Annotated in this window: 6 protein-coding genes; 3 read left to right on the top strand and 3 right to left on the bottom strand. The window is 67.2% G+C overall.

Annotated features, from left to right (window positions below; all coding sequences use genetic code 11):
• Window positions 1-262: 262 nt before the first annotated feature.
• Window positions 263-1,033 carry an MBL fold metallo-hydrolase gene (locus M3C25_RS06595; protein ID WP_259855412.1) on the top strand — a complete coding sequence of 257 codons (771 nt, stop codon included), beginning with the start codon at window positions 263-265 and terminating at the stop codon, window positions 1,031-1,033.
• 79 nt (window positions 1,034-1,112) lie between these two features.
• Here M3C25_RS06595 and M3C25_RS06590 read toward each other — a convergent pair whose 3' ends face one another.
• Window positions 1,113-1,790 (bottom strand): Crp/Fnr family transcriptional regulator, encoded by a 678-nt coding sequence (locus tag M3C25_RS06590; protein WP_259832986.1) that lies wholly within the window; start codon window positions 1,788-1,790, stop codon window positions 1,113-1,115.
• 360 nt (window positions 1,791-2,150) lie between these two features.
• Here M3C25_RS06590 and nth point away from each other — a divergent pair, with 360 nt between their 5' ends.
• Window positions 2,151-2,924, top strand: coding sequence for an endonuclease III (gene nth, locus M3C25_RS06585; RefSeq protein ID WP_259855411.1), 774 nt, complete (start codon window positions 2,151-2,153; stop codon window positions 2,922-2,924).
• Entirely contained in the window at window positions 2,921-3,628 is a 708-nt protein-coding gene (locus M3C25_RS06580; RefSeq protein ID WP_257995042.1) for an NUDIX hydrolase, read from the top strand. Before nth ends, M3C25_RS06580 begins: the two co-directional genes overlap by 4 nt.
• Before the next feature lie 192 nt (window positions 3,629-3,820).
• Here the strand turns inward: M3C25_RS06580 and M3C25_RS06575 are convergent, their stop codons facing one another.
• Both M3C25_RS06575 and acs read right to left on the bottom strand, forming a co-directional pair.
• Window positions 3,821-4,228: a phage holin family protein gene (locus tag M3C25_RS06575; RefSeq protein WP_217006544.1), complete on the bottom strand. Its 408-nt coding sequence runs from the start codon at window positions 4,226-4,228 to the stop codon at window positions 3,821-3,823.
• A 222-nt stretch (window positions 4,229-4,450) separates the two neighbouring features.
• Window positions 4,451-6,391, bottom strand: coding sequence for an acetate--CoA ligase (acs, locus tag M3C25_RS06570; protein ID WP_259855410.1), 1,941 nt, complete (start codon window positions 6,389-6,391; stop codon window positions 4,451-4,453).
• Window positions 6,392-6,473 lie beyond the last annotated feature (82 nt).

Below are 6,473 nucleotides of genomic sequence, written 5' to 3'. Positions count from 1 at the left end.
GGACATCACTACCACAGAACGCCCCTGAATTGGCGCCTTCCCGCCCAAAGAATCGAGAGAATCCACTATCATCCCTGGTCAGAGCGCTGAGAAAAAATTCTGAGAAATTTTCCGGAGGTGGCGCCCGGTTCGAGATCTGACCGCTGGCAGCCGTGTCCGGGGGTGCCGATAGACTGTCGAGCACACCGGATCCCAGCAGCTATCGGGATCCCAGACAGATCAGCAGGCCAAAGCCGCGCACTGTTCGGCAAGGGAGGCAACGATGCCCACGCGCACGCTGCGGATCACCGCAGACAATCCTTCGGCGATGACGCTGGAGGGAACGAATACCTACCTGCTCACCAGCGCTGACGACGCCTCGGCCCTGCTCATCGACCCCGGCCCAGAACTCGCTGAGCACCGGGCGAACATCCTCGACGCGATCGCCGGCCGGTGCCTGTCTGCCGTCGTCTTCACCCACCGGCACGCCGACCACACCGAGATGTTCCACACCGTGAGCGAATGGGCCCCGGACACCGCCTGCCACGCCGTGCTGCCCGAGTTCTGCCGGGGCGCCGATCCGCTCATAGACGGCCAGCAGCTGTCCTTCGGATCCGACCACGCAGACGCCGTGACGATCCTCGCCACCCCAGGGCACACCTCGGATTCGGTGAGCCTGCTCTTCGGCTCCTCGCTCTTCACCGGCGACACAGTGCTCGGCGAGGGCACGACGATGATCGCCCACCCGGAGGGCTCGCTGGGGGACTACATGGCCAGTCTCGCGCGCCTGCGCGGGCTCGTCAGCGATGGGGTCTTCGACCGCATCGAACCGGCCCACGGGCCGGCGCGCACGGATGCCGCGGCGGTGCTCGACTACTACATCAGCCACCGCCACGAGCGCATCGAACAGGTGCGCGGACTGCTGGAGGACGGCCACTCTTCGGCGGAGGAGATCTGCGACGCCGTCTACGCCCAGGTGCCGGACTCGGTGCGCCCGGCGGCCCTGCAGATCGTGCGGGCGCAGCTGGCCTACATCGACGAGCTCGACGGCTGAACCGCAGCACCAACAGCAGAACGCCCGGACATCGTGTCCGGGCGTTCGCGGCTGCGTTCAGGTGCTCAGCAGCTGAAGGTCAGTGGGCGCGGTTGCTCAGGCGCTCCTGGTCGAGGATGACGACGGCGCGTGCCTCCAGACGCAGCCAGCCGCGAGCGGCGAAGTCAGCCAGGGCCTTGTTGACGGTCTCACGCGAGGCGCCGACCAGCTGGGCGAGCTCTTCCTGCGTGAGGTCGTGGGCGACGAGCGTGCCGTCCGGACCCTGCTTGCCGAAGCGCTCGGCCAGGTCGAGCAGCGCCTTGGCCACGCGGCCGGGCACGTCGGAGAACACGAGGTCGCCGACGGTGTCATTGGTGCGGCGCAGGCGCTGAGCCAGGGCGCGCAAGAGGTTCATCGCAGCCTGCGGGCGCTCTTCGAGCCAGGTCATGAGGTCGTTGTGCTCCAGGCTCAGCAGCTCGGTCTGCGACACAGCGGTCACCGTCGTCGAGCGGGAGCCCGGATCGAACAGCGTCAGCTCGCCGATCATCTCACCAGGGCCGACGACCGACAGCAGGTTCTCACGGCCGTCCGGCGATTCGCGGCCGACCTTGAGCTTGCCGGTGGAGACGATGTAGAGCTCGTTGCCGGAATCGCCCTCGCGGAACAGCACGGTGCCCCGGCGCAGGCTGCGCGGCTTCATGAACTTCAGCAGCGCGCTCGTCGATTCGTCATCAAGACCCGCAAACAGCGTGGCATTCCGGACTACTTCGATATCCACAGTTCCTCCTGAGGTCTTCCCTCACATACGTTTGTCGCCGATGTGTCCCACCGCACACTCTACTTGATGCCGGTGCCGGCGTCATGCCTGTTACCCGGCCGTAGAGCATGTGCGATCCTAACAGGCGCCCGGCCTGCGATCGCGGGTTTGGCCGCACTGCGGAACAGAGTTCTCCACGAGCTGAAACGCACCGTTCCCGAGGCGGTTCCCACCTCCGCTCCGGAGGTGGTGGACACTCCGCTCCGGAGATGGTGGATACCCCGTGCCCGAGGCGGTTGGCACCCCGTGCCCGAGGCAGGGGTGACCTCCCAGCGGTGGGTGACCGGCGCCTCGGGCGCGGGGATCGATAAGGTGGGAGACATGCTGAGTGTCGCGGAGAAGAGTGCGCGCCGATTCGCCAAGGAGACGCCGCTGGGGCGGACGAGGCGGGCGCGGAAGATCCACCGGATTCTGGCCGAGGTGTACCCGAACGCCCGCTGCGAGCTGGACTTCGAGACCCCGTTCCAGCTGCTCGTCGCCACTGTGCTGTCGGCGCAGACGACCGATATCCGGGTGAATTCGGTGACCCCGGGGCTGTTCGCGGCGTTTCCCGACGCCGAGGCGCTGGCGGCTGCGCGGATCGAGGATGTCGAGCAGCTCATCCGCTCGACCGGGTTCTACCGGTCGAAGGCGAAGAACATCGTGCGGCTCGCAGGCGAGCTCGTCGACCGGTTCGGCGGCGCGGTCCCGGCGAACCAGAAGGATCTTGTGAGCCTGCCGGGCACGGGTGTGAAGACGGCCAATGTGGTGCTCGGCAACGCCTTCGACATTCCGGGGCTGACCGTCGATACGCACCTTGGGCGCCTCGCCCGCCGGATGGGGTTCACCACGCAGGAGGACCCGGCGAAGGTCGAGGCCGATGTCGTCGCACTGTTTCCGAAGAAGGATCTGACACTGCTGTCGCACCGGATGATCTTCCACGGCCGCCGGATCTGCCATTCACGCCGGCCGGCCTGCGGCGCATGCCCGATCGCCAAACTGTGCCCGAGCTTCGGCATCGGCGAGCTCGACCCGGCCAAGGCGGAGAAGATGCTGCGCTTCGAGATGGCCCCGAAAGCCGAGCCGGAGCAGCCGACCCCGGAGGCCCAGGCGTGAGTCTGTGGGTGCCGAGCCCCGGTGACCCGGTCAAGTCCGCGCTTGCGCGGCTGGCCGAATCCGGCGGCAATGAGGAGTGGATGCGCCGGGTCCACAAGAAGGACGATGCGCCGGTGCGCGATGCCTCTGTGCTCATGCTCTTCGGCCGCGGGCAGGCCCCGCGCACACTCGCCGGCCGCCGCGAGCAGGACCGGCTCGAACGCCTCGGGGTGGCCGATGTCGACGTGCTGCTGCTGCAGCGTTCGGCGAAGCTGCGCCACCACCCCAACCAGGTCGCCTTCCCCGGTGGCGGACGCGATCCGGAGGACGCTGATGAGATCGCCGCAGCTCTGCGCGAGGCCGAAGAGGAGACCGGCCTCGATCCCGACGGCGTCGAAGTCGTCGGCACCCTCGATCCGCTCTACATTCCGGTCAGCTCCTTCGAGGTCACCCCGGTGCTCGCCTGGTGGCAGAACCCTTCGAACGTGTGGGTCGTCGACCACGGCGAGTCCTCGCGCGTCTACCGGGTGCCGGTCGCCGACCTCGTCGCCCCGGAGAACCGCGGGACGTTCACCGCCCCGGACCGCTCGTACCGCACCCCGGCCTTCGACGTCGGCGTGCTGCGCGTATGGGGCTTCACCGCAGCCCTTCTGGAGTTCGCGCTGGAGGAGATGGGCTGGGCCCGCGACTGGGATCGCGCAGCCCAGATCGACATCGAACTCTGAGGCGCCCCGAGCCGCCCAGACACGACTGAAGCCTGCATCCGCACAGGATGCAGGCTTCAATCAGTGGCTCTCATGGGCTCCCAACAGGTGAGCCGGACTCAGCACGGGAACCTGACCAAGTCCGGGAACCGGCGCCCACTGCGGCACCGAACCTCCGCCTCGGGAGCGGAACCGGCACCTCGGAACCGGAACTCAGACGCGCGGGCCCGAGGGGTTGCTCAGGGCGCGCTTGAAAGCGTTGAGTGCCGACTTGCCGGAGCTGATCGCCGACTGCGGGGTCGGGTTGCCCTTCTTGAGGAACGGCACCGCAATGCCGACGAGGATGAGCGCGAGCACGAGCAGGATGCCGAAGACGATGAGGGCGCTCAGCCACCACGACAGCCCGACGCCCTCGTGGAAGACGGCTACGAGCAGGAAGGTGACGACAAGCGAGCCGAGGAACAGCAGGAACAGTCCGGCGATCGCCAGGCCGGCACCGATGCCGAGCTTCTTGACACCCTCGGTGACCTCGGCCTTCGCGAGGGCCGACTCCTCCTGGACGAGTGCTTGGCCATCAGCTTGGATGTCTTTGATGAGCTGGGAGATCGACCGCTCGGACATGCTGGCTCCTTCATAGATGAGGAATGGGTAACGCTGCTTGCTTCCTAGCCTAATGCGTTCTGCCCGCCTGACAAACGCCAGGGCGCGCGAAAATCTGCGAAACCACCGATCAGCGGCCCGCGCCGGCGCGCTCCGGCGCGGGCGTGCCGCGTCTTGGACACCGGCTGGGACCCGCTGTCGCGGCCCCGTTTCCGTGCCCGAGGCGGCGGCTGGGGGCAGATCTCAGCCCTGGGCGACGCGGCTGGCGATGACGTCCATGACCGAGGCGTCAGCCAGGGTCGTCGTGTTGCCGATGCCGCGGTTCTCCGCGACGTCCTTGAGCAGGCGGCGCATGATCTTGCCCGAGCGGGTCTTGGGCAGCTCCTCGACGATGAACACCTGCTTGGGCTTGGCGATCGGACCGATCTCGCGGCGCACGTGGTTCTGCAGCGCCTCGGCGGTGTCGTCGTCCTCGGTGGCCTTGCCGCGCAGCACGACGAAGGCGATGACGGCCTGGCCGGAGGTCTCGTCGGCGGCGCCGACGACAGCGGACTCGGCGACGTCGGGGTGGGAGACGAGCGCAGACTCGATCTCTGCAGTCGACAGGCGGTGGCCGGACACGTTCATGACGTCGTCGATGCGGCCGAGGAACCAGATGTCGCCGTCGGAGTCGAAGCGCGCGCCGTCACCGGCGAAGTACTGGCCTTCGACCTGCGACCAGTAGGTCTCCTTGAACCGCTCGGGGTCCTTGTAGATGCCGCGCAGCATCGCCGGCCACGGTTCGGTGATCGTGAGGAAGCCGGCGGCATTCGCCTCACACGGGTGGCCTGCGTCGTCGACGACCTGGGCGCTGATGCCCGGCAGCGGGCGCTGGGCTGAGCCCGGCTTGAGGTCGACGGCCCCGGGCAGCGGGACGATCATGTGCGCGCCGGTTTCGGTCTGCCACCATGTGTCGACGATCGGGCAGCGCCCGCCGCCGATCACCTCGTGGTACCACAGCCACGCCTCGGGGTTGATCGGCTCGCCGACCGAGCCGAGCAGCCGCAGCGAAGACAGGTCGAACTTCTGCGCGTGCTCCCGGCCCCACTTCATGCACGCCCGGATTGCGGTCGGTGCGGCGTAGAAGATCGAGACCTTGTACTTCTCGACGACCTCCCACCAGCGGCCGCGGTGCGGGGAGTCCGGGGTGCCTTCGTAGATGACCTGGGTGGCACCTGCGGCCAGTGGGCCGTAGGCGACGTAGGAGTGGCCGGTGATCCAGCCGACGTCGGCGGTGCACCAGAAGACGTCGGTCTCCGGTTTGATGTCGAAGCTCGCCTGCATCGAATACAGCACCTGGGTGAGGTAGCCGCCCGAGGTGTGCAGGATGCCCTTGGGCTTTCCGGTGGTTCCCGAGGTGTAGAGGATGAACAGCGGATGCTCGGAGTCGAAGAACTCCGGCGTGTGCGCATCCGACTGCTGGTCCATCAGATCGTGCCAGTACTGGTCGCGGCCGGAGACCATCTCGATGTCGTTCTTTGCGCGCTTGACGACGACGACGTGCTTGACAGGGGTGTCACCCTTGCTGAGCGCCTCGTCGACGGCCGGCTTGAGCGAGGACGGCTTGCCACGCCGGTATCCGCCGTCGGCGGTGATGACGACCTCCGCTTCGGCGTCCATGATCCGCGAGTGCAGGGCATCGGAGGAGAACCCGCCGAAGACGACTGAATGGGCGGCGCCGAGGCGGGCGCAGGCGAGCATCGCGATCGTCGCCTCCGGCACCATCGGCATGTAGATGGCGACCCGGTCTCCGGACTTCACACCGAGACCGGTGAGCATGTTCGCGGCCTTGCACACTTCCGCGGTGAGCTCGACATAGGTGTAGGTGCGTGAGTCGCCGGGCTCGCCCTCGAAGTGGATGGCGACGCGGTCGCCGTTGCCGGCTTCGACGTGGCGGTCGAGGCAGTTGTAGGCGACGTTGAGGCGGCCGCCGACGAACCACTTGGCGAAGGGCGGGTCAGACCAGTCGAGCGTTTCGGAGAAGTCGGTCTCCCAGTCGAGCAGCTCACGTGACTTCTCCGCCCAGAAGGCGAGTGGGTCAGCTGCAGCTCTGTCGTACTCGTCTGCTGTGACGTTGGCGTTGCGCTTGAACTCCTCCGGTGGCGGGAAGGCCTGGTCTGCGTGCTGCTGGCTCTGGTCTGTCATGTGTGCCTCCGACATCATTGGCGAGTTGGAACAAATGCCTCTGTGGTGCACCTTACATCGAATTCTCTCACCGGTTAAGACT

The sequence above is a fragment of the Brevibacterium luteolum genome (assembly GCF_025147615.1).
Classification (GTDB): Bacteria; Actinomycetota; Actinomycetes; order Actinomycetales; family Brevibacteriaceae; genus Brevibacterium; species Brevibacterium luteolum.
Note: the sequence above shows the minus strand (reverse complement) of the source record. Positions and strands in the feature narration are given on the sequence as shown.

Coding starts and splice junctions, on each gene's coding strand:
- M3C25_RS06595 (WP_259855412.1), top strand. CDS start 263: ATGCCCACGCGCACGCTGCGGATCACCGCAGACAATCCTTCGGCGATG.
- M3C25_RS06575 (WP_217006544.1), bottom strand. CDS start 4,228: ATGTCCGAGCGGTCGATCTCCCAGCTCATCAAAGACATCCAAGCTGAT.
- nth (WP_259855411.1), top strand. CDS start 2,151: ATGCTGAGTGTCGCGGAGAAGAGTGCGCGCCGATTCGCCAAGGAGACG.
- acs (WP_259855410.1), bottom strand. CDS start 6,391: ATGACAGACCAGAGCCAGCAGCACGCAGACCAGGCCTTCCCGCCACCG.